Annotated in this window: 22 protein-coding genes; 11 read left to right on the top strand and 11 right to left on the bottom strand. The window is 62.5% G+C overall.

Annotated features, from left to right (window positions below):
- Positions 1 to 4: 4 nt before the first annotated feature.
- The gene (locus tag A3E1_RS44445) at positions 5 to 793 is read left to right on the top strand and encodes a GNAT family N-acetyltransferase (protein ID WP_020519712.1); all 789 of its coding nucleotides are present in this window, start codon (positions 5 to 7) and stop codon (positions 791 to 793) included.
- On the opposite strand, the gene A3E1_RS0105345 is transcribed toward A3E1_RS44445, so the two are convergent.
- On the bottom strand, positions 779 to 1,963 hold the full coding sequence (locus tag A3E1_RS0105345; protein ID WP_157631377.1) for a L,D-transpeptidase: 1,185 nt from the start codon (positions 1,961 to 1,963) through the stop codon (positions 779 to 781). The two genes, A3E1_RS44445 and A3E1_RS0105345, sit on opposite strands and share 15 nt — an antisense overlap.
- A gap of 69 nt (positions 1,964 to 2,032) precedes the next feature.
- On the opposite strand from A3E1_RS0105345, the gene A3E1_RS0105350 reads away from it, so the two are divergent.
- Complete coding sequence (locus A3E1_RS0105350) at positions 2,033 to 2,992, top strand: MmcQ/YjbR family DNA-binding protein (protein WP_020519714.1); 960 nt, start codon at positions 2,033 to 2,035, stop codon at positions 2,990 to 2,992.
- Here the strand turns inward: A3E1_RS0105350 and A3E1_RS0105355 are convergent.
- Positions 2,973 to 3,581 (bottom strand): hypothetical protein, encoded by a 609-nt coding sequence (locus A3E1_RS0105355; protein ID WP_020519715.1) that lies wholly within the window; start codon positions 3,579 to 3,581, stop codon positions 2,973 to 2,975. The genes A3E1_RS0105350 and A3E1_RS0105355 overlap by 20 nt on opposite strands.
- A gap of 5 nt (positions 3,582 to 3,586) precedes the next feature.
- Positions 3,587 to 4,531 (bottom strand): NAD(P)-dependent alcohol dehydrogenase, encoded by a 945-nt coding sequence (locus tag A3E1_RS0105360; RefSeq protein ID WP_020519716.1) that lies wholly within the window; start codon positions 4,529 to 4,531, stop codon positions 3,587 to 3,589.
- Positions 4,532 to 4,568: 37 nt separating this feature from the next.
- On the opposite strand from A3E1_RS0105360, the gene A3E1_RS0105365 reads away from it, so the two are divergent.
- Entirely contained in the window at positions 4,569 to 5,144 is a 576-nt protein-coding gene (locus A3E1_RS0105365) for a GNAT family N-acetyltransferase (RefSeq protein WP_020519717.1), read from the top strand.
- Here the strand turns inward: A3E1_RS0105365 and A3E1_RS46985 are convergent.
- From A3E1_RS46985 to A3E1_RS39045, 4 genes are all read right to left on the bottom strand, one after another.
- Positions 5,136 to 6,131, bottom strand: a complete 996-nt coding sequence (locus A3E1_RS46985) for an alpha/beta hydrolase (protein ID WP_322786252.1) — start codon at positions 6,129 to 6,131, stop codon at positions 5,136 to 5,138. The genes A3E1_RS0105365 and A3E1_RS46985 overlap by 9 nt on opposite strands.
- Positions 6,132 to 6,303: 172 nt before the next feature.
- Positions 6,304 to 9,423 (bottom strand): ATP-binding protein, encoded by a 3,120-nt coding sequence (locus tag A3E1_RS0105375; protein WP_026208114.1) that lies wholly within the window; start codon positions 9,421 to 9,423, stop codon positions 6,304 to 6,306.
- On the bottom strand, positions 9,420 to 10,115 hold the full coding sequence (locus A3E1_RS0105380) for a hypothetical protein (protein ID WP_020519721.1): 696 nt from the start codon (positions 10,113 to 10,115) through the stop codon (positions 9,420 to 9,422). Before A3E1_RS0105380 ends, A3E1_RS0105375 begins: the two co-directional genes overlap by 4 nt.
- On the bottom strand, positions 10,112 to 11,146 hold the full coding sequence (locus A3E1_RS39045) for a DUF559 domain-containing protein (protein WP_020519722.1): 1,035 nt from the start codon (positions 11,144 to 11,146) through the stop codon (positions 10,112 to 10,114). The genes A3E1_RS0105380 and A3E1_RS39045 overlap by 4 nt, the downstream gene beginning before the upstream one ends.
- Before the next feature lie 284 nt (positions 11,147 to 11,430).
- On the opposite strand from A3E1_RS39045, the gene A3E1_RS0105390 reads away from it, so the two are divergent.
- Entirely contained in the window at positions 11,431 to 12,471 is a 1,041-nt protein-coding gene (locus tag A3E1_RS0105390) for a TolB-like translocation protein (RefSeq protein WP_020519723.1), read from the top strand.
- A 54-nt stretch (positions 12,472 to 12,525) separates the two neighbouring features.
- Positions 12,526 to 13,116, top strand: a complete 591-nt coding sequence (locus tag A3E1_RS39050; RefSeq protein ID WP_020519724.1) for a hypothetical protein — start codon at positions 12,526 to 12,528, stop codon at positions 13,114 to 13,116.
- A gap of 16 nt (positions 13,117 to 13,132) precedes the next feature.
- Here A3E1_RS39050 and A3E1_RS0105400 read toward each other — a convergent pair whose 3' ends face one another.
- Complete coding sequence (locus A3E1_RS0105400) at positions 13,133 to 13,375, bottom strand: hypothetical protein (protein WP_020519725.1); 243 nt, start codon at positions 13,373 to 13,375, stop codon at positions 13,133 to 13,135.
- A gap of 78 nt (positions 13,376 to 13,453) precedes the next feature.
- Here A3E1_RS0105400 and A3E1_RS39055 point away from each other — a divergent pair, with 78 nt between their 5' ends.
- On the top strand, positions 13,454 to 13,915 hold the full coding sequence (locus A3E1_RS39055; RefSeq protein WP_020519726.1) for an NUDIX hydrolase: 462 nt from the start codon (positions 13,454 to 13,456) through the stop codon (positions 13,913 to 13,915).
- Here the strand turns inward: A3E1_RS39055 and A3E1_RS0105410 are convergent.
- Positions 13,908 to 14,267: an Hsp70 family protein gene (locus tag A3E1_RS0105410; protein WP_026208115.1), complete on the bottom strand. Its 360-nt coding sequence runs from the start codon at positions 14,265 to 14,267 to the stop codon at positions 13,908 to 13,910. The two genes, A3E1_RS39055 and A3E1_RS0105410, sit on opposite strands and share 8 nt — an antisense overlap.
- A gap of 70 nt (positions 14,268 to 14,337) precedes the next feature.
- Between A3E1_RS0105410 and A3E1_RS0105415 the strand changes: the two genes are divergently transcribed.
- Complete coding sequence (locus tag A3E1_RS0105415; RefSeq protein WP_020519728.1) at positions 14,338 to 15,537, top strand: MFS transporter; 1,200 nt, start codon at positions 14,338 to 14,340, stop codon at positions 15,535 to 15,537.
- Here A3E1_RS0105415 and A3E1_RS0105420 read toward each other — a convergent pair.
- Complete coding sequence (locus A3E1_RS0105420; protein WP_020519729.1) at positions 15,511 to 16,218, bottom strand: winged helix-turn-helix transcriptional regulator; 708 nt, start codon at positions 16,216 to 16,218, stop codon at positions 15,511 to 15,513. The two genes, A3E1_RS0105415 and A3E1_RS0105420, sit on opposite strands and share 27 nt — an antisense overlap.
- An 83-nt stretch (positions 16,219 to 16,301) precedes the next feature.
- Here A3E1_RS0105420 and A3E1_RS0105425 point away from each other — a divergent pair, with 83 nt between their 5' ends.
- The 4 genes from A3E1_RS0105425 (at position 16,302) to A3E1_RS39060 (ending at position 20,984) form a co-directional block, all read left to right on the top strand.
- Positions 16,302 to 17,111: a class I SAM-dependent methyltransferase gene (locus tag A3E1_RS0105425; RefSeq protein WP_026208116.1), complete on the top strand. Its 810-nt coding sequence runs from the start codon at positions 16,302 to 16,304 to the stop codon at positions 17,109 to 17,111.
- 162 nt (positions 17,112 to 17,273) lie between these two features.
- On the top strand, positions 17,274 to 19,136 hold the full coding sequence (locus A3E1_RS0105430) for a PA domain-containing protein (protein WP_020519731.1): 1,863 nt from the start codon (positions 17,274 to 17,276) through the stop codon (positions 19,134 to 19,136).
- Between the two features lie 56 nt (positions 19,137 to 19,192).
- On the top strand, positions 19,193 to 19,690 hold the full coding sequence (locus tag A3E1_RS0105435; RefSeq protein ID WP_020519732.1) for a nitroreductase family protein: 498 nt from the start codon (positions 19,193 to 19,195) through the stop codon (positions 19,688 to 19,690).
- A gap of 121 nt (positions 19,691 to 19,811) precedes the next feature.
- Positions 19,812 to 20,984: an alanine--tRNA ligase-related protein gene (locus tag A3E1_RS39060; RefSeq protein WP_020519733.1), complete on the top strand. Its 1,173-nt coding sequence runs from the start codon at positions 19,812 to 19,814 to the stop codon at positions 20,982 to 20,984.
- Here the strand turns inward: A3E1_RS39060 and A3E1_RS0105445 are convergent.
- Positions 20,981 to 21,493 carry a deaminase gene (locus tag A3E1_RS0105445; protein WP_026208117.1) on the bottom strand — a complete coding sequence of 171 codons (513 nt, stop codon included), beginning with the start codon at positions 21,491 to 21,493 and terminating at the stop codon, positions 20,981 to 20,983. The two genes, A3E1_RS39060 and A3E1_RS0105445, sit on opposite strands and share 4 nt — an antisense overlap.
- Between the last annotated feature and the right edge of the window lie 71 nt (positions 21,494 to 21,564).

Below are 21,564 nucleotides of genomic sequence, written 5' to 3' on the forward strand. Positions count from 1 at the left end.
ACCCATGGGGTGGCTCAACGGTCGCGCCGCGGTGCTCAGCGCCGCGGGCGACACCCCTTATGTGCGCGCGATGACGGCTGGCGACGAGGTCGTCGGCTCTCACGACGGCTCGGTAACCGCCTGGGTCGGGGCCGGCCCGTGGGGTCCGGTTGGGTGCGCCCTCGGCCCGGCCGAAGGAACCCGTGACGCGATAACGTTGCTGCGTAAGGAAACCGGCCGCGACTGGTGGCAGGTCACGCCCGCGCTCATCGCGGACGCCGGGCTCCAGCCCATCGGCCAGCGTCCGCCGTGGACCTTCCTGTCCGCACCACACGGCCCGATCGCCCCGGGTACCAGGGTGGCGGGTGCGTCGCACGAGACCGTGGTGGCAGCGGCACCCAGACAGCTAGCACCGTCGAACGCGGGCCGGGTGCGCCACGATGTCGTCAGGCTCGGCGAGTCCGATATGGACGGTGTCAATGCCGTGCTCGCCGCGTCGTTGCCTGACGCGGGCGGCAAGCCGGGCGACCCGAAAATACGGGACTGGTACGGCGTTTTCGACGGTGGCACGGTCGTGGCTTGCCTGGCCGACAAGAGTTCAGGGGACGTCGGGTTCCTCAGCAGCATCGCCGTGCTGCCGAGTCACCAGGGTCTGGGCCTCGGGACAGCGCTGACGGTCAGCGTGGGGGAGAAGCTGTTCGCTGAGCACGGGCGGCTGGCACTGGCCGTCGAAGACCACAACCCCAGTGCGCTGAAGCTCTATCAGCGCTTGGGATTCACTGAACCGCTCAGCCGCGTGTCACTGCAACTCTGACGGCACGGGCAGCGCACTGCCCTTGATGTAGTCACTCCACGACAAGCTCCACGGCATGAACCCGTCACCAGACTCGACCTTTTCCTCCGTGCCGGACACCGTCACCGGGTCACCGAGACGTGTCAGGTCGAACAGGAACTTGGCGTTGTCCATGGAGACGTTGACGCAGCCGTGCGAGACGTTGCGTACGCCCTGGTCTTTAACTGACCACGGAGCGGCGTGGATGTATTGACCGCTCCACGTGAGGCGCTGAGCGTATTCGATGTCCACCACGTAGACGTCGGGATCACCCGGGTCGCTGCGGAACACCGTCTTGCGCTCTTTGTTCATGATGACGAGCGTCCCGCTGGCTGACGGTGTCGAGGCCTTGCCCAGGCTCACGGGCAGAGTCTTGATGACTTCGCCGTTCTTTTTGACCGTCATGGTTTTCGTCGAGTTCTCGACGATCAGCTCGATGGCGGTCTGCGAGATGTTGCCGACGCCCTTTTTGTCAGAGTCGCCATAGCGCCCGTCACCCATCGGGTGCCCTTCGAGCCCGGCGCGGACCTCAATCTTCGTGCCCGGCTTCCAGTACTCCTTGGAGCGGTAGGTCACCTGCTTCGAGCTGTTCCAGCTCCACACCCCGGGCTGGGGCGGTGTCGTGGTCACGAATAGGCGTGACTGCACGCCCGCACGGGCGCTTTCGGGCACCGGGTTGGTGAACTCGATGACGACCGGCTGGGCGATGCCGTATTCGCGGTCGCCGAACAGGTAGAGCCCGACGCCATTGCGCTTGCCCGGCTTGGACATCGTCGTGAAACTGGTCGTCTCGGTGACGGTCTTGCCGCCGCCAGACGCGGTCACGGTCGCCGTGTATTTGGTGCCGAACTTGAGCGGCTTATCTGGTACCCACGATGTCTTATCGTCTCGGAGATCGCCCCCGGTCTGATTGCCGTTGGCATCGGCCAGGACCACCGAATCAATGCTCCCGTTGGCGAGCGTCACCCCGATCTCGGTGCTGATCGGCAAGTCCTTGGTCTCGGCCGCCGGCGTGAGCGCGAGCGTCACGGGAGCCGGCGCGGGCACCGGGGGAGACGAAGGGGTAGCCACACCGGGCTGCATCGACGGTTTGTCAGAGCACCCGCTCAAGAGCGCCCCGAAAACTACTACCGCCACACCGAACCGAGCCAGTTTCACGACCAAATAGTGCCTCACGTTTGGCCGGGCTGTCTGTCCCACCCACGGCCTAAGATCTTCGCCATGGTGACTGTTGAGGACATCCGGGCGGTGGCGATGTCGCTTCCTCGCACCTCGGAGCACCTCATCCGCGACCGGATCAAGTTCCGGGTAGGGCAGATCGTCTATGTGTCGCTTTCCCGCGATGAGACGACGATGGGCTTTGGCTACCCGCGCGAGGAGCGCGAGGCCCTGATCGCCTCCGATCCGCGCAAGTTCTACATGCCGGCCCCGCCTGATGACCGATACCAATGGGTGGAAGCATGGCTGGACCGGCTTGACGTCGGCGAGATGCGGGAACTAGTGCAGGAGGCGTGGCGCATGACGGTGCCGAAAAAGGTTGCCGCGGAAAGGCTTGGCCTGCCCACCCCAGCCATCGACGCGCCCGATCTGGCCGCCTTGTCCAAGGCGGGGCACGAGTTCGCGACACTGGGCAAAGTGGATGCCAGCTGGCTTGAACTGCAGGCGGTCACGGCTCCCGGGCTGGATCTGTCCAATCCCGACCATCGCCCGCTCGCGTTGGCCTGGCTCAACTCCTGGGGCTGCCGCCTGCCCTATACGGGCACATTCGTGGAGAGCACGGCGGTTTGGGCCAGCTCAGTAAACCTTCCCGCGACACCAGCCATTCACAAGCTGACCGACAGGCAGATCGTCGCCCTGGCGACCGCCTACGGCTCGCTGTCGACGCTAAGCATCGGCAAGCGGACCCTCGGGCCGACCGCGGCGGCGAAACTGCTCTACGCGCTGCGGCCGTTGTCCGTGATGCCATGGGATGCCGCCATCGCTTCAGTCTTGCACGGGTCCCGTGGGGAGCCAGCGTTCGCCGCGCACCTGCGGCTGGGCCGCCAGTGGGCTCGCGACATCATCCGCGAGACGGGCTTTTCCCCGGAGCAGATCGCCGAGCTCGCGGGGCGGCCCGGCATCCCACTGTCCAAAGTGCTCGATGAATACGCCTATATGCTGATTACCCGGCAAGCTCCGTAAACCGGACGGGCAACTGCTTTTCCGCCTCGTCGAGCGGGGCACGCAATTCAAACCACACCCGGCTGCGGGCCGTGTCAGGATCGTCCATGCCGACGATCACGATCGTGTGCACACCCCACAGGATGTCGCGTTCCACAATCGAGCGCACCCCAACGGCGAACGGCGCGGCGATGCCCGTCTTGGTCACGATGAGCTGACTCGAATCGCTCTCGTCACGCCGACCGGCAGTCAGAAACTTTGGTGTGTCAGTGATTTTCATCCACTCGATGACCGCGCCCGGCACCTGCTCGGCGATGATTTCCTCGACGGACTCCCGGATCGCCTGCGCCGGATCGTCGCCGAGCCAGCCCAGCCAGTGGTCAGGTTCGAGCAGTTTGCTGAAATCGTCATGCGGCGGCCCGTAATTCGGGTTCTCCCGGAACTCACCCGTGAGCTTCCCGTCGTCGCCGACCTGCCAGCCGCCGCGGATCGCCTCGTTGGGCACGAACCCGTTGGGGTCTGGCACCCACTCGTGGTTGATCTCATAAACCCAGCCGCCGGGGTTCTCCGCCGCCTGCTGCACCAAGTCTGCTGGGGCCTCACTCGTCATTCGCGTCAGCCTAGCGGGCTGATGACGATTTTGCCTTTAGCGTGGCCTTCGCCGAGATAGCGCAAGGCTTGCGGCACTTCGCTCAGACTGAACCGCCGGTCGATCACGGTCCTTATCTTGCCTGCTTTACACAGCTCGATGAACGGCGCGAGATGCTTGGCGCCTTGCCTGACGACCAGCATGCGGATCTTCTTACCGGTCAAGGGACCTAGCAACAGGGTTTGCAACAGCGTGCCGGCCGAGCCACCGACGAACTGGTAGCGCCCGTGCGGGTTCAGCGCGCGTTTGTAGGCGAACACGTTTCTGTAGGCAACCAAATCCAGAATCACGTCATAGCGTTTCCTGGTGAAGTCCTCGGCTTCGTAATCGATGACATGGTCAGCGCCCACGGAACGCATGAACTCCAGCTTTTCGGCGTTGTCGACACCCGTCACCTCTGCGCCGAGAAGTTTGGCCAGCTGTATGGCGTACATGCCGGTGCCGCCGCCAGCGCCATTGATCAGCACCCGCTGGCCGGCCCGCACCTTCTCACCAATGCCCTGCCACGCGATCGCACCCGCCTGAGGCAAGCACGCGGCTTCCTCAAAAGACATCGACACAGGCTTACGAGCCAATATATTCGCTGGTACGCAGATGAGCTCGGCGAAGCCACCCATCACACTCAGAGCGTCCGCGAAGACCTCGTCGCCCGGCTGCCAATCCGTCACGTTGCTGCCCGTCTTTTCGACGCGCCCAGCGATGTCAGACCCGAGAACCTTCCGCCGCGGCTTACGCACGCCACCGAGACGCGCATACCACGGTTTGCCGATCAGCCCTTCCCAGTCAGACCGGTTGAGCGAAGTCGCGTGGACTCTGACGAGCACCTCATCGTCCTTCGGCTCCGGCGTAGGCACCTCAGACAGCTTCAGCTCGTCTGGCGAGCCGTAGCGGGTGTAGACAACCGCCTTCATAGGGCTCACGTTAGCGGCCCGTGGCACTATTGCCCTCGTGTCTCTCAGCCCTAAATATCCGGTCCGCACGCAGCGTCTGCTCCTTCGCCCCTTAACCGCCGACGACACCGACGCCTTGCTCGCCTACCGCAGCCGCCCTGACGTTTGCCGCTACGTGCCGTTCGAGCCCATGACGCCTTCCGTTATCAAGGAACGACTGTCCGCTCAGTGGGCGCTAACCGAACTCACCGACGAAGGCCAGGCCCTCATCCTCGGCATCGAACTCGCCGCGACCGGTCAACTCCTGGGCGACGTCGTCTTGTTCTGGCACAGCCGTGAACACCAGGGCGGAGAACTGGGCTACGTCGTCAATCCCGACTTCGGCGGCCACGGATATGTCACCGAAGCCGCCACCGCCATGCTGCGCCTCGGCTTCGAAGAGCTCGGCCTGCACCGCATCATCGCCCGCATTGACGAACGCAACGGACCCTCGGCCCGCCTAGCCCGCCGCCTCGGCATGCGCCAAGAAGCCCACCTCATCGAAAACGAGTGGTTCAAAGGCGATTGGAGCAACGAATTCCAGTTCGCCATGCTCGCGAGCGAATGGCATGCCCAGCAGGCTGCTTCACAATAGTGCGATAAGCCCGTCGGCTAAACCACCGCGCCACCACGCGCAGTCGTGGCCACCGGGGAATTCACGATTCGTGACGTCGTATCCCTTGGCGGACAACACTTTGTGCAGATCGCGGTTCTTGTCGAGTAGATTTCCCTCAAGCAGTCCGGCGTCGTGGTAGAACCTCAGGTCCGCCTTCGCATTGCTGGCGAAGGCGGCCAGAATCTCTTCAGCGTCAACCTCTTCCGGGCTCTTGCGAGCACGCCAGAAACTCCCGGACTGCGTCAGAATCCGCCCGATCCGGTGTGGCGCTGTCAGGCCAGCGTAAGCCGCTGCCAGCCCGCCTAAGCTCTGTCCCGCGAGCACCGTCTTGGCCGGATCGTTCATCACGCTGTAGTTTGCGCTCAGGAACAGCAGCAGGTCATCGAGCAGGAACTTGAGGAAGATATCGGGCTGGGTCAGACTTTGCTCACGCTCGGCGCCGTACATGCTCTCGACCATTACCGCGATCACCGGTGGAATCGCCCGTTCCGCGATCAGATTGTCCAACGTGGACGCCCCGTCAATCCCGTTCCAGACGTCGCCGTCAAACATCAGCAGCAGCGGGTACCCGGTCCCTTCGCCGGCCGGTTCGTACACGTGAAAACCGACGTCCCGTGCTCGACCCGCGTGACAGTGCCCGTTCGATCCCTTCACGCTTCGCGTGCCACGGCTGCACCCAAGTCTGCGGAAGCTCCAAAATAGACGCACGCCCCGGATTCCCATAAATTCACGGCCGAATCTTCGCGTCATTGCGAACACCAACATCCACCGTTCTTCTGAGATCCCCACGCCCCTGATCGGCTCATCCCGCAATACGCACAGCTGATACGAACACCTAAAGTCCACGGACAGCCCGACGTCCTTGCTCCACGTCCCGTGGCCGCCATGGTCCATCAGAAACCGGTCGAGGCTGTTTGACTCGCGCGCCCTATCCGCAAGCCGGATAAGCCTTATCAGCACATCCATCGCCGGGTTGCCAGGGTCATCCTCGACCCACGTGAACGTCACTGTCCGAAACAGAGGATCATCAGCAGCCGCGATTAGCACCGACAGTTCATACCCCTTGAACCTGTCAATTTTGCGACACAAGCAGCTGACCTGGGAGTGGGGGATGCCGCGTCGGCGGCATCCCCCATGATCACTGCGCCTTAGCCCTTTCGACGACTTCTTCTGTCGTCAGCGGACTCGATGGGTGGTAGCTCAAGCAGAGCGGAGTTTGCACCTTGCGGAGGGTGAACCCCTCGCCAGAGGCATAGAACTGACCAGTCTTGAGCCGGGATATGTCCGGGACATCGCCCCCTTTGGCCCGGGCCATTTCTCGTGCCGCCTCAATCTGTACCGGGGCATTCAGCAGTCCAAAGAACTGGGTTGCCGCGTTGCCGGAGATCCTGTTGTGCAGACCCTTTGGCGCCTGAGTCGCGAATACCAAGCCCAGGCCATACTTTCGGGCTTGGGACGCCAGAGCTAGCGTGCTCATCGTGCAGGCCGTCATGGGACTGGACGGAGCCAAAGTTTGCGCCTCGTCCATGACCAGCAAGCCGCCCAAAGGCCGGTTGCCCGCCGGATTCTGCTTAATCCACGCGAACAACGCCATCTGTAGCTGGTTAACGAAACTTTGCCGCTGTTCCTCTGACGGCAAACCAATGAAGCTGATGACAGAAATCCTGGCCCGCTTGCCTTCTGGCGGCGTCAACAGAAGCCCCGGATCTACGGCGGCTCCCGCACCACCGAACAGCGGATCGGTAACCACCGCAGCCATAAGGTTCTGCGACATTTCAAAGGCGATCTTCTCCGCGTCATCGAGCTGGCTGATGCCTTCTGGAAGCGAGTTCAGCACGCCGATGAAGGGCTTGATCCCGCCCGTGCCAGTCTTGGCGAAGTAGTCGAGGGCCTCCTTGAGAACTGCACGGCCTCTCAGCGCCTTGGCTGACTCGCCGTCAACCTTGGCGCGTGGTGCCAGGCTAGCGACAGTCGCGTCGATCGCGATCCCCAGCTCATCAGGATCCTTGAGAATGCTGCGGAAATCAGGAAGCGGCTGGAAGCTCAGAGGTCTCCCCGCTTCGCGTCTAGGCGTCCACACCACAACGTCCGTGTTCGCCAAATACTCTTGCGCTTTGGAGCTGTCACCAGAGGCCCAACCCGATGGAGTGGCAGGCCATCCATCACCGAGCCGTGCCAAGTCATTGTTTGGGTCGAGCACGATCGTCGACACGCCTTGGAGCGCACATTCCTCGATCAGCCGTCTAATTAGGACGGTCTTTCCCGAACCAGAACCAGCAAAGATTGCTGTGTGCTTCCGGAGCGACTCCAAATCAACATGCAGCCCGCCCGGTTCGTCGACGCCATTGCCCAGAGGCACTACTGCCCGCCCGTTGAGCTTAGTTTTCGGCGGTTCAAACAGACTCTCCGGCTCCGGTTGCTGCTCTGCCTCATCCGCCTCAAGCGAGGCAGCGACTTCGCTCAATACCGTTCGCAGCAGAGTGGTCTTGCTTGCGGGCCTATTCGCGCGAAGCCAATCCTCAAGCGACGGGTCTCGTTCGGACAGCATCTGTTTCAGAGCCGCAAACGTCTTCAGATCCTCTTCGCTGACCCCTAGGGTCACGCCGCCGGCGTCAGTGAAGTCCTGAATCGCTTCCTTGTTTTTCGGGCCCTTGTTCCACTCGATATTGCGCAGGAACACCAGCTTTCGCTTGGAGATTCCTTTGCTTAGCCCCGCCGCCGTACGCGCAGCCAGAATTCGCGAAAGGATTGAGACGCCATGAGTGTGCGAGATTCCGCGGAATGACCAGTGCTGTTCGTCGTCGCGTTCGTCGTGGAGAACCTGTCGCAGTCGAGCATGAAGAGGATGCTTGCCGCCTTGGCGGGCATCGAGTTTGAAGGTGTGCTTTGCTGCTCCTTGTTCCTGAATCCAGGCCGCGAGTCCAGCGTTGAGGAGCGAGGACATTTCCAGGTCTTCTGTGTCAGGGCTAAGTGCGGCTTCGATCCGTGATCCTTTGCGAAGCTCGTCGAATCGAGCGGACAGTGTTGGAGAAGCAGGCGGCCGTGGATCTGGCGGTCCCTCAGTCGGCACCGGACGTGCATCCCAAGATTGGAGTTCCATGACCGTGTCGTCGCGTAGGCACGCCATGATGTGGTCGTTTACCCGAGAGATCAAGCGTCGCGGAGTTAGCTCATGGACGCCTTCAAGCGCCTCAGGCCTGATGGGCCATGTTGCATATGGGGGTTTGAAACCAACCTGCTCAAAGCGCCGCGCGAATCTCTTCTCAAGGATCTGTTTGGCGACGCTCGCATTAGCGATTGGCTTCAGGGTCGTCGGCCGGTGGAACCGATCCTCAAAAGGCTTAGCCGCCTGACTAGTCAGAATCGTCCAGGTGCTAGGAAGCGAGGCAATCACGGTGAGGGTGCGTGTGGCAAGTTCACGAAGGGAGACCAGTCCGTCGGCGACCTGATTGACTAGGGCGACCTGTTCCTTACTCTCTTCCCCTAGCCCATCCGTACTGGTGGCGGCCTGGGCGATGAGGGTGTCGATCTGATCAACAGCGATAAGCGATGATCCAGTGAGAGCCATTAACTGAAACAGTTCTCTGACAACCTGTTGTGGGATCTTCGTTTCTGGATGAATGCCCCAGGCTGCTCTTTCGCCGGCTTCCATCTCACCTATCGACTGCAAGTAGGAGTAGGCAATGTCCTGCAAACTCATACGCTCAGACGCGAGCAATACGAGAGCTCTCGCTGTGTGCTGGCTGGCAAGGGCTACCCGGCCCGCACGCTTGTGAAGGGCTCCGATGAATTCGTCGAGCTGTTCGCGATTCTCCAATTTGCCGTCGCAGATAGTCCGCGCGAGTTCAGTTCGAACGCCAAGCTCGGAGCAAAGGCGACGAAGCAAGACCCCGAGCTGGGTGTTAAGGCCGGAGTGAGGCTGCTGAAGACCATCGATGACCGCTAGAACCGTGCTTTTCCAGAACATGCTCCCATCAAGGAGGCTAACCAAGAAGAAGTAACTTCCGGCGCCTTGAGCTTTCTCACGGACCCAGCCGAGCAAGTGTGTTTTCCCTGATCCAGCAATTCCTTGGACGACCACACCATTCGGGTTGCCATCTGCACCTAAGCGAGTGTTGCCAAGGCCATCCATGATGGTTTCAAGCACCTCGGCGTGCAAGGACTCGACATGGAACGGCGACGGGCGCCAGACGTCATCGGGTATGGGTGCTACGTCGAATCGGAGAGACGACAGTGCATGTTTTTCCAGACCGTTCATGCCACCCCAATTCCAATCAAATGCTTCTCCTCACCGCTTACGTAAATGGCGGCCGAGCGATCAGCTTCGGTGATCATCTTTCGGTTTTCCTCAGGGATGAGGCGAATCTTCTTCTTGGTAACCATTTCGAGCAGAGCGGTGTCGACCTCTTCGTGGGAGATGCCCTTCATATCGATGCCGCGACGAAGGAGGGTCAAGCTCAGCCACCGAGGTCCTGTTTCCTTGGTCAGGCGTTTGTAGGCATTTGAAATTCGCAGTGAAACGTTGGTTCCCTTACCTGCTTTGGACTTGCCGGCGGCCGACTTTGCCTCAGCAACGGGTGCTGGCGGTGCTTCGGTAGGGGCGAAGAAATCGGCGGCGCTGACGTCGGCGCGTTCGAGGTAGCGATGGACGGCAGCGAGAACAGCGTGCAGCGCGGCATTCGCTGGAGCGGCGCCCTGTGCCTTCACATACGGGGCGGCCATTGCTTTCTTTGCCTCTGCCCAGCCCTCGTCGGTCAGTTCGTGGACTGACACCCGGCCCGACTTTGTGAGGGTAGCCAGCTTGTTGTCGACGAGTGCGGTGCTGTCCTTGCCGGTGATGGAAACGCCGTACTTCGCGGTCAGTTCTGTATTGGACACTTCGCGGGCCTCGGCCATTAACAGGGCGAGGTAAGCGAATTGAGCGGCGGTGAGTTGCTTCTCGGTGGTCATTTTGGCCCTTCTTGCGGTTGAGCTCTCTTCATCAAGAGAAACTGTTCGATTCGGCGGATGACATCAGCGACGTCCTGGAGCACTTCGTTGTTTGTGAACCGGAGAACGTGGAACCCCTGAGTTGCCAATGCCACGTCACGCCGGTGATCACGTTCGAAGTGGTACGGGTTCCGGTGTTCGTCGCCGTCGATTTCTACGGCACACCAATCGTCGAGCCAGGTGAGATCGATGATGTATTGGGGAAGCAGCTTATATGGCCGGTTCCAAATGCGCCCGGCAGCCCAAGGGAGCTTCCTCAGTTCCGATTCGAGCAGTTTCTCGGCTTTGCTGTTCCAGCGTGGAGTGCCCTGTAATGGCGGGAACACCACAAGGTTTCGTTCTGTGGGTGGAGCTTCCGGGGGAGGCGGGACCTTGATGATCTGCTCGACATGCGGCGGCAGATCAATGTGGATTGTGCTGATCCGCTCAGCGGTGGCGAGCTTGTGCCCGGCGAGCCAGACCGCGAAGTTTCCTTGTGCCGCAAACCATTCGCTGACTGAGCTTAGGACGCGTTCCGCGGCGGGATCGAGCCCGCCCGGAACGTCGATGAGTATCGCGGCCTTAGTGCGGGCGTAGCTGGCAGCCAACACTTTAGACAGTTCGGAGGCCCGGACCTCTGGCGCGAAGCGGGCGGTGCTATGGCTTCCGCCGCGAAGGGCCTGTTCGGCAAGGTCGGCCAGAAACGGTCCGAAATGGTTTGTCTCGGCGGCACGGCGTTTGGCAAGCAGTCGCACGGCGGCAACGCCAGCGCCACCTGGCCCCTCAAGATCTGCCGCCTCGGGTAGCCAGGCCGGGAAGAGCTTGATCGCACCCTCTTCAAGCTGGCGAAGGATTGAGTCCACAAGGGCGGTCCGGGAATGGCCAGCGGGTGCGTAGTACGTGACGACAAGGGGTGCTTCGTCCGGCAGGGGCTCTAAGGCAAGCTCGATGGCTTCGGTCGGTGCACCGTCGAGAAAGGTGACTTGACCAGCAGGAATTTCCGACCACTTCATTCGTTAAGACCGCCCGGAAACCCAGCCTTCGCGAATCGAAGCCGGTTCATGTCGACTAGCTCAGCAGAGCGCTCCACTACGGACAATAGTCGGTCGGTCACACAATGGGGCCATTAGTCGGTGTTGATATGCCCATCGGAGCGGGTTTGTCCATTCAGGACGAAGTGAGTGTGCCAGGCGGCTGACTTGAAGACGAGCGGGACGATCTGGAGCTGCCGGAAGGGTCATAGCGCGCAGGCTTTGAGGTCCGCAGGGTGGGAAGGCGAGGCGTATCGTCACCGGGTATGGGAGCGCGCGTGCGGCGGATGGGCATCGTGCTTAGTGGGCTGCTGCTTGGCGGTTGCGGGGATGTTGTCGCCCACCGGCCTCCACATGAGACTGGCGTGTTCTGCCGGCCAGATCGCGTTGCGTCGGTCGAGCCGATCGTGCTGCCTGCGACTGCCCCGGAGCTGCCCAGTGACCGGGCGGTCGGGCCGGGGTTGTTCGAGTATCACTCTGATGCCGGTATAAAGATCATGGTGACGGAGCGCGGTGAGTTCTACAGCATTGGCGTGACTCCGCAACCTCGCCACCCGACCGGCGATGGAATAGAGATATCGCCCGATGGGCGATGGCTGCTGCGCCGGGAAAGCCCTCACCTGTTTAGCTATTCGATCAGGGATCTGGCAAGCAGCGAAGTGCTGGCAGTCAGCGACGCGTACTTCCACGGCTGGTCGCCAGATTCAAAATGGGCCTTGTTCCAGCCAGTTCTCGATGAAGGCCCCAGCAGGTACGTCATGTTGAGCCTCATCGACGGCAGCAGAGTCCAATCGCGTTACCAGCCAGTGGAAGGAGAACCTGTTGTCGCGGTTCTCCCGGACGGCCGCGTGATCACGACCGAGGCCAACGCGGCAGGGAGGATGGCTTGGAAGCAAGTCAAAATCGTGAACCTATACGAGGCAACGGTTAGCGCTATGCCTCTTACCGAGCTTGTAGCGGCGATCAAGCCAGGCGAGCGGTCTGAGGCGTTCTTCGTGTCCGGTGACAAACCCATCATGTGGCTTTGGCTTGGGCAGCAGTCGCCTGATGCGCTGTCGATTATCCCGACCGCGATGATCGCAGTGGATCTCGGCACTGGGCGGGTATTGGTGCGGCACGACATTACCGCCCAGCGCGAGGGTCCAATCGGGGTCTGGGCGGAGGATCTCATTACCGTGAAGCAGACCGGCACAACGATGCGTCTGTCCGTCTTGGACGCCGAAACTGGCAGGAAGCGTCCGTTCTGCTACCTAAGCGGACAGTATGACGTTGACTTCCGGCGTGACGCAGGGTCAGTTCAGGGTTGATTTGGGGGTTGGGCCGGATGTTGTCGTGGGGCTCGCCGAGGCAGGCTGCACGGTGTGGCACGGACAGCCCGGCAGTTGCTCGTCTGGTTTCACGCGATCACGTCGATCGGGTGGCTGACGCTGGCGCTCTGCTTGTGCACATTGCTCGCGACGAGCACGGCGGAAAGTATTGCGGCCGCTGAGATTCTTGACGTTAAGTTGCTGCAGCACCTCGGGACGTCGGGTGCGTTTTCCGGGCTGATGCTTTCGGCGCTGACGCAGTGGGGGTACTTCCGCTACTGGTGGGTGCTCGCCAAGTTCACGATCACGATCGGGCAGCTTTATGCGGGTGTCTTTCTGTTGAGCCCGCGACTGTCCATTGCGGAGCCTGGCGACACGACAACGCTTGTGGTTGGGTCGGCGCTCATGGCGGGGGCGTTCGCGTTTCAGGCGTGGCTGTCCGTGGCTAAACCGTGGCGGCAGACGCCCTGGACGCGCAAACGGCTGAAGCCCGATCTGCCGGCGTGGATGTTTTTGGCCGCGATCGCGATCCCGGTCTTCGACTTTGTGTTCTGGCGCTTCGTGTTTGGGGCTCCGGCACCGGTGCTGTCACTGCTAGTGGCGCTGATCTTCCCGTTCTGGCGGGTCAGGGCACTGAGGACCTAACCCGCCAACCCGGATTTCAGTATTCGGTTTCGGTGCGAACCGGCGGTTCGGCCATGAGCGTGAATTCGAACTCGGATTGCTCCGCGGCGTCGGCGTCGTCGGCGCCCTTGACGTTGTAGGACTCGATGCGGAAGCCCAAGCCGAGGGTGTCTGCGGCGCGAGCGTGCTCGACTACTTCGTCGATCGTGGAGAGGTAAACCCTGTGCAGCACATTTGCTTCTGAGTCGAGGACGAGGTCCTCTGCGATGGCTTCAGTCACGAGGCCAGAGAGTAGTTCATTAACGCGCGCGGGGCTGGCAGGACACGGGGGCTGGTGTCAGGACGATACCGTTGGTTTATGACCCCTGACCGAATCGTTGTCGTCGCGCTCGTCAATAGGCGTGGTGCGGTGCTGTTACGCATGCGTGATGAACGATCGGTGGTGCGCTCGAACCGGTGGAGTTTGCCTGGTGGAGGCACTGAAGCGGGCGAGACGCCCGAGCTGGCCGCGGTGCGGATCGTGCGCGAGCAGACCAGTTTGAAGGTCGAGCCGACCAAACTGCGGCTTGCCTGGAATGGTCTGATCCACGAGCTTTCTGCGGTGGCTTACCTCTTTGCTGTGGCTACTCCGGCTACAGACCAAGACATACCCATTGATGGGGTACCGGGAGAGATCGCCCGTTATAAGGGTTTCGTGACCAGGTTTGTGCCGGGTGATGAGGTCCAGAATGGACGGACGTTCACCCCAGTGTCCGGCTATGTCATCAGCACGTTCATGGGGTCGCCGCTGTATCGCGAGCTGGCACGGGCCGCTAGCTGAGCACCACCGGCAGATCACGGTCGGCGTCGGCGGCCGTCAGCTCGAACTCGCCGGAGGCGGTAACCGCGAACGTGACGGCGACGTTGGGCACACCCCGGGGCGCGTTGCCGGGCAGGATCACCTGGTAGCCGCGCAGGAACGTCGCGTGCGCGATGCGGTCTTCGAGACTATGGAACACACGGATCTTGATGCTGGGCTGGTTGTCGTCGGCGGTGGTGAAGCCCTCGGTGACCGCGCACGGGACGGTGTCGCCGCGAAACAGCAGCGGCGTGAAGACCCCTCCACTGGTTTCGAGGCCAACTGACGTGGCGAGGGTGCCGCCGTGGAGGGGCACGAAGACGGGTCCAGTCATGCCCGGCATGGTAGCGGTTAGGTACTAATGACTACGGCCGGAAAGAGTTGCCGCGGCTAGTCTCGGGCGGGTGCCGATCTCCGTTGACACCAGGCCGCTGCGCATCGCCCCGTTCCGGCGATTGTGGCTGGCGAGCGTCGTCACGGCCGTCGGCGGGCAGTTCTCGTTCATCGCGGTGCCCAAGCAGCTATACGACCTGACGGGCAGCTCACGGTACATAGGTATCGCGGGAGCGGTCACGCTGTGCTGTCTCGGGGTGGCGGCGTTGTGGGGCGGGGCATTGGCGGATGTCTACGACCGGCGCCGTGTGCTGCTCGTGACCAGTTCCGGGATCGCCGCAACCGCGGTGCTGTTCTGGGCGCTGTATGCCGTGGCGACCGTGCCGGTGATGCTCACGCTGATCGGGCTGAACGCGATGTTCATGGGTGCGCATCTGTCCGCGTTCGGGGCGGCGATTCCCCGTCTCGTGCCTACGGAACTCCTGACGGCGGCCAGCAGCCTTGGCTCGCTTGTGCGCAGCCTGGGCCCGATCGCCGGCCCGTTACTGGCGGTGCTGCTGATTCCGCTGACGGGTTTGCAGTGGCTGTACGCCGTGGACGCTATCGCTTTGACAGCAACGGTTTGGGCCGTCTGGCGGTTGCCCGCGATGCCGCCCGGCACACAAGCTAAAAGGCGGATCAATGTCGTGGATGGACTGCGCTATCTCGCCGCGCAGCCGGTACTAGTCGCTCTGCTCGCCGCCGATCTGATCGCGATGGTGTTCGGGCTGCCTGTCGCGCTTTACCCGGAGCTCGCTGAGCACAGGTTCGGCGGCGATCGCGCGCTTGGCCTTCTTTTCGCGGGACTGCCGATCGGCATCTTCGCCATGGGCCTGATCTCGGGCCGGTTCACGCATTTCAAGCGGCACGGCGTTATCGTCACCGTCGCGGTGGCCGCTTGGGGCGCCACGCTCGTCGGCCTCGGGCTGAGTTACACCCTCCCGTTCGCGATGGCGTTCCTGATCGTCGGGGGAGCGGCGAACTTCCTGCTGACAACGTTCCGTAACGCGATGACGCAGGCCTACGCGACCGATGAAATGCGCGGGCGGACGCAGGGTGCCCTGACGCTCATCACGATGGGCGGGCCATCGCTGGCCAACCTGTTGCACGGCACGCTCAGTCCCGCGATCGGGCCGTCGTGGACGATCGCCGGAGGCGGCCTACTGACCATGGCCGCGGTCATCGCCGTAGCGATAGCCGTGCCGTCATTTTGGGCTTACAGCTCCCGTTAGCGCGGCCTCAGGGCGGGGCACGCTGGCGAACGGCGAACTCTTGAACCAGCTCGGCACGGACCGCCGCAACTCGGCTGGCCCGGTGATCGTGAGCTGTCCGCCCTTTTGCGCCTGCTGCCAGTTTTGGCGGCCGATCCAGATCTCCGTCAGGCACCGCAGCGTGGTCTCTACCGTGACGGCGACGTCGTGCCCGGGATCGTCATCGCACACATCGACCTCGGCTGGCGTCAGGATGAGCCACCACGTACGCAGCTGGGGCGCCACCTCAGGGAAGCGAAAGTGCACGACCGTCCGCCCAGGCGGGATAGCGCTCAAGTCGACCTGGCGGTGCATGTCCCACAGCAGCAGCTTAGGGTCCAGGTCTTGGTCGCCGAGTTCGCCGATCCAGCGGATGCCCCACATGCCCAGGCCCATGACGACCGGTTCCAGTTCCCGTCCCGCGGGCGTCAGGATGTAGTGAACTTCGGTCCCGACGGGCCGCCGTTCCACGATTCCAGCCGCCGTGAGCTGCTGTAAGCGCCGGGAAAGCAGCGTGGGCGACATCTTGGGCAAGCCTCGCCGCAACTCGTTGAAATGCTGACTACCCGAAATGAGTTCCCGGATCACCAGCAGTGTCCAGCGCTCGTCGAGCAGTTCCATGGCTTTGGCGACCGGACAGAACTGATGATACGGAGCTCCCATTCCCTGACGGTACGTCTTGGCCGGTCACCGGTGGTACAGATCGTGTACTAGCAGACAGTTAGCGGTCTTCCTAGCGTTGAAGCATGGGAGAAGACACGGCACTTAAGGCAAAACACCGCACCATGTGGGCGATGGGCAACTACTCAGCGGTGGCTAGCGACCTGATCGCCCCGCTGGGCGAGGACCTCGTCGCGGCGTGCGGCATTCACGAAGGTCAGCGGGTGCTGGACGTGGCGGCTGGTTCGGGCAACGCGGCCATCCCGGCCGCCCGCGCAGGCGCCCATGTCACGGCTAGCGACCTCACCCCAGAGCTGCTCGAGGTGGGCGAGAAGCTCGCGGCACAGCAGGGACTGAAACTGGACTGGGTAGCGGAGGACGCCGAAGCACTGTCCTTTGCGGACAGTTCCTTCGACGTGACCATGTCGTGCGTCGGGGTCATGTTCGCGCCCTTCCATCAGCGCGGAGCTGACGAACTCGTCCGCATCACCAAGTCAGGCGGCACGATCGGCCTGATCAACTGGACGCCGGAGGGCTTTATCGGGCAGATGTTCGCGGCCATGAAGCCATACGCGGCACCGCCGCCGCCCGGGGCGCAGCCGCCACCGTTGTGGGGCAACCCGGATCACGTCGCGTCCTTGTTCGGCGACCGGGTCACCGACGTGAAGGCCGAACGTAAGAAGGTCCGCATTGGACACTTCACGACCGCTGAGGAGTTCCGCGACTACTTCAAGCAGAACTACGGACCGACGATCGCGGTCTACCGCAACATCGCCGATGACGCCGCCAAGACACAGAAGCTGGACGAGGCGCTGGCCGAGCTCGGCCGCAAGCACGACCTCGGCGGCGGGGCGATGGACTGGGAATACCTGCGCTACACCGCCACCAAACGCTGAGTGTGAGGATCGTTCGGGTGAATCTGGGACTGGACCGCTCTCGGGCGGCCAGTCCCCGTGCCTGCGCCATATCCTGACAAGATCCAGCGTCACGCTGTCAGTCACAGGCCGGTCTTACACTACGATGCATCTAAACCTCTAGATGTGCTTGGAGTGATCGCAATGAAGCGCAGGAGACCCCTGGCAGGAACGATCGCGGTAGCAACACTCGTAGCGGCCGCTGCGCTATTCACCGGCGGCTCAGCCGCGGTGTCAAATGACGCCCCGTTTGACGATGGCGGCGTCCTGATTGATGACGGCCACGTGCACGGCGACATGGCGGGGCGCCTTGATACAGCGAGCAGCAACGTGTCGCTCGTGGGCCGCGGGCAGATCAACAATCCCGGCGAGAACCGTGTGTCTGACGTTGGTGTGCTTGGCAATTACGCCTATCTGGGTGCGTTCAACAGCTCACCGTGCCAAGGCGGCGTGTACATCATGGACATAGCCGACGTCCGCCAGCCCCGGCAAGTCGGGTTCATCGCCTCGTCGCAGGGATCGTTTGTGGGAGAAGGCGTGCACCCATTGCACATCAGCACCCCCGCCTTCGACGGCGACCTCCTGGCCTACAGCAACGAACTGTGCACGGGAGCCTCGGCACCGCCGGCCGTTGGCGGCGCGACGCTCGTTGACATCAGCGACCCGCTGCACCCCGTCGTGCTGGCTAACGGATTCGGTGCTGTGGAGCCGGGTGTCAGCACTCGGGCGCGCACCGTTCACAGCACCTACATGTGGCAGACCGGCCACGGCCCGAACCGCAAGGCCTACATCGTCTTGCCCGACAGCCGCACGCCCATGCTGCCCATCTTTGACATCACCGACCCACGCAACCCGGTGCAAGTCATCGACATCAACCTCGCCGAGCGCTACCCCCAGATCCTGCAGCCCAACTCCGGCCTCGACACCGTCTTCTTCCACGACGTCGTCGTGCGCCGTCACGGCAACCAGCAGATCATGCTGCTGTCGTTCTGGGACGCGGGTTACGTCAAGCTCGACGTGAGCGACCCGGCAAACCCGGTCTATCTCGCCGACTCCGACTTCACCTTCCCCGACCCGGAACTCAAGCAGGCCATCGGAGAAGAGCTACAGCCGGAAGGCAACGGCCACTACGCCGAATTCGTGCACAACAACCAGTACATCATCACGACCGACGAGGACTTCGCGGCCACGCGCGTCGTCGTCAAGACCGATGACGGCAGCGAATTCCGTGGTGCGCAAGGCGGAGAGGGCTCTTTGCCCACGGGCGGCTCGGTTAACGGCCCGACCATTTTCGTTGGCCTGGGATGTAACACGTCGCCGCCACCGTCCGCTCCGGCGACCGGTGGGCCGTGGATCGCCCTCGTCGAACGCGGCGGCTGCACCTTCACCGAAAAGGCCATAAATATAGAATCCCGGGGGTACGCGGGGACGCTCGTCTTCAACAGAACAGGTGCCGGAGGCTGTGGTGGGATCACCGCACCGGGCGTGACGGCGAGCAAACCCTACTTCTCCATCAATCGCAAATCTGGACTGTCCATTCTGGACGCTGACGCGGGATACAACGAGGCGGCCTGTCTGGCCAGTTCCGACACGCTGAACCTGCCGATCGGCACCGTGGGCGACAATGTCTCGCTCAAGGCGTCCTTCGACGGCTGGGGTTACGTGCACTTGTTCCGTAACGGCAACGGAAAGTTGCAAGAGCTGGACACGTACGCGGTCCGTGAAGGCATGGATCCGGGCTACGAGAACGGATTCGGCAGCCTGACCGTGCACGAGGTGGCGGTGTCGGCCAAGAACCCGCACCTGGCCTACCTGTCCTACTACGACGCCGGGTTCCGCGTGATCTCCGTCAAGGGCGGCAAGATCGAAGAAGTCGGGCACTACCTCGACGTCAACGGCAACGACTTCTGGGGCGTGCAGGTCTTCCAGCGCGGTGGCAAGGAATACGTCCTGGCCAGCGACCGTGACTTCGGCCTTTACGTCTTCGAATACACGGGCAAGAACTAGCGTTCAAGGCGGGCAGTCCGGCACCGGGCTGCCCGCCGCCGTGACAGACTGAGCCTGTGAACGTGTTAGAGGCGATCAGAACCAAGCGGGCGGTCCGTCAGTTCACTGATGAGCCCATTCCACGCGACGTCCTGGAGAAGATCCTCCGCGCTGGTTTACGCGCACAGAGCTCCAAGAACACCCAGCCGTGGCACCTGATCGTGGTCGAAGACCGGCAGGTGCTCCTCCAGCTGTCGAAGCTGGGCGACTTCCTGGGCTACCTCGCCGGAGCCAGCGCCTGCGTCGTGCTGGCCGCCCCGGACGACAGCCCGTGGACCTACTTCGACCTGGGTCAATGCGCTTCGTATCTTCAGCTATCGGCGCTCGAACTGGGCGTGGGGTCATGCCTGGGAGCCATCTATCAGCCTGCGGAAGCCAAGAAGCTCCTCGGAGTACCAGCTGATATGTCTTTGCAGGCCCTTGTTTCTCTTGGCTATCCGTCGGCCGACCATCAGGTGGCGCGGCTGGGCGGGCGCAAGCCAATCTCGGAAGCGGTCCACTGGCAACGGTGGTAGTCTTGCCGGCATGTCAGTGGTAGGGAAGCGAGCTAGCAGCGCCGGGCTGGTCTAAGTCTGTGCGCTGGCCCGGCGTGTCCGCTGTTGCCACCTTCCTTTCCTGACACGCGAGGGCTTCCCCATGAATCCGGATGAGATCCGTTCGACCTTTTTCGACTTCTTCGGTGACCGCGGTCACCTCTTGCTGCCTCCCAGTTCGGTCGTCTCCAGTGATGATTCGCTGCTGTTCACGAACGCGGGCATGAACCAATTCCGGCCTTACTACCTAGGTGAGCGGCCACCACCACACCGTCGCCTGATGTCGTCACAGCCCTGTGTGCGGACCGTCGACATCGACAATATCGGTTACACCACAAGGCATTCGACGTCGTTTGAGATGCTGGGCAACTTCGCGTTCAGTGACTATTTCAAACTCGAGTCGATGTCCTGGGCGCTGAAGTTACTCACCGACGGCTTCGGTCTGGACCGGGATCGCTTGTGGGTCACCGTTTTCAGCACTGATGATGAGTCGTTCGTGCTGTGGCAGAAGCTCGGTTTCCCCACGGACCGCATTCAGCGCTTGGGCATCGAGGACAACTACTGGTCCATGGGTGTACCAGGTCCCGGCGGCCCCAACTCAGAACTGTTCTATGACCGCGGGCCGTCTTTCGGGCGTTCCGGTGGGCCGTCGGTCAACTCTGAGCGTTACTTGGAGCTGTGGAATCTGGTCTTCATGCAAGACGTGCGCGGAAACTCCGACGAGGAGATCCTTGGCCCGTTGCCAGGACGTCATGTGGACACGGGCCTTGGCCTGTCACGTTTGCAGCTGGTTCTCTCCGGGGGCCGGCACGTGCAGGAGCTGGATCCGTTACTGCCCAAAGTTCGTGAACTGACCGGCTCATCGTCTCCCTCGGTGCGCATCGTGGTGGACCACTTGCGGACGTCGTTGCTCCTGCTGGACGCGGGGGTGGCGCCGGGCAACGATGGACGGTCTTACGTGCTGCGACGGCTTCTGCGCCGGGCGATGCGCCATCTTCACCTGCTTGGCGTCACCGATCCCGTGCTCGGGCAGCTCATCGGGCATCCGCTGGTCTCCCGCGAGGAGCGGGCGTTCACGCGCACCCTCGTGAGGGGACAGAACATCCTTCAGCGGGCGCTAGACCGGGGTTCGCTTCCGGTCGAGTTGGTGTTCAAACTCCATGAGACACACGGTTTCCCGGTCGAGCTAACCGAGGAAATCGCCCGTGAGCGCGGCTTCAAAGTCGACCGTGCGGGCTTCGACACCCTCATGGCGTCACACCGCTCCCGCTCCTAAGACGCTGCCGCTGGGCCCGCGAGAGTTTGGGCCCAGCGGCGGATGCCGTTGTCGGGTGCGGTTTCGCAGAAGCGCTGGAAAAGCTCACGGCACTTGGCGCGATTGATGCCTCCGGCCATGACAGGCATCTTGTAGCCCGGCAGATCCGCGGTCGCGGGCTGCCAGGTCGCCGCGATCCCCGCAGCGCCATCGCCCGGCGACTCCAGCCCGTAGTAGATCGCCGAAACGCCAAGGGTTGCCGCCGCGCCAAGGCACATGAGGCACGGCTCCAGCGTCGTCGCCATGCGCAGCAGCTTGTCCCGCTTCTGCCATCGCAACTGATGATCGGCATCCGTGAGCGCGAGCAGCTCCGCGTGCACAAGCCGGCGGTTGAGCGCCCGCTCCTGCGTATAGGCCTTGGCGATCAGCTCATCGCCCGCGAACACGACCGCGGCTATGGGCAGTTCACCTAGCTGCAGGGCCTCGGCGGCAACGGCGAGCGCAGCGTCCAGCATCTCCACCGGATTCACATTCGCCAGCTTAAGTCACGGACGCACCCCCGGTTAGAAACCGGCAATTGCCCCGGCGGGGATGACGTGGT

Origin of the sequence: Catelliglobosispora koreensis DSM 44566 (genome assembly GCF_000379685.1) — a bacterium.
Taxonomy (GTDB): Bacteria; Actinomycetota; Actinomycetes; order Mycobacteriales; family Micromonosporaceae; genus Catelliglobosispora; species Catelliglobosispora koreensis.